Origin of the sequence: Saccharothrix sp. ST-888 (assembly GCF_000955975.1) — a bacterium.
Lineage (GTDB): Bacteria > Actinomycetota > Actinomycetes > Streptomycetales > Streptomycetaceae > Kitasatospora.
On the sequence record NZ_JYJF01000305.1, the window covers coordinates 1 to 821 of the forward strand.

Genomic DNA, 821 nt, shown 5'->3' on the forward strand with positions numbered 1-821 from the left:
TCGGCCTGGTCCTTGGTCAGCGTGGTGAGCCTGACGCCCAGCGCGTCCAGGTGCAGGCGGGCCACCTTCTCGTCCAGGTGCTTGGGCAGCACGTACACCCCGACCGGGTACTGCGAGGTCTTCGTGAACAGCTCGATCTGCGCGATCGTCTGGTTCGCGAAGGAGTTGGACATCACGAACGACGGGTGACCCGTCGCGTTGCCCAGGTTCAGCAGACGGCCCTCCGAGAGGACGATGACCGTGCGGCCGTCCTCCTTGCGCCACTCGTGGACCTGCGGCTTGACCTCGGTCTTCACCACACCCGGCAGCTGCGCCAGACCGGCCATGTCGATCTCGTTGTCGAAGTGACCGATGTTGCCCACGATCGCCTGGTGCTTCATCCGCGCCATGTGCGACGCCAGGATGATGTCCTTGTTGCCCGTGGTCGTGATGAAGATGTCCGCCGTCTCGACGACCTCCTCCAGGGTGGTCACCTGGTAGCCGTCCATCGCCGCCTGCAGCGCGCAGATCGGGTCGATCTCCGTCACGATCACCCGCGCACCCTGACCCCGCAGCGACTCCGCGCAGCCCTTGCCCACATCGCCGTAACCGCAGACGACGGCGACCTTGCCGCCGATCAGCACATCGGTCGCCCGGTTGATGCCGTCGATCAGCGAGTGCCGGCAGCCGTACTTGTTGTCGAACTTCGACTTGGTCACCGAGTCGTTCACGTTGATCGCCGGGAACAGCAGCTTCCCGTCCCGGTGCATCTCGTACAGCCGGTGGACACCCGTCGTGGTCTCCTCCGTCACACCCTTGATCGTCGCCGCGACCTCGGTCCA

Annotated in this window: 1 protein-coding gene; it reads right to left on the bottom strand. The window is 65.3% G+C overall.

Features of this window, described 5'->3' with window-relative positions; genetic code table 11:
• On the bottom strand, window positions 1-821 hold an 821-nt coding region (locus UK12_RS32790; protein ID WP_045306856.1), incomplete at both ends, for an adenosylhomocysteinase.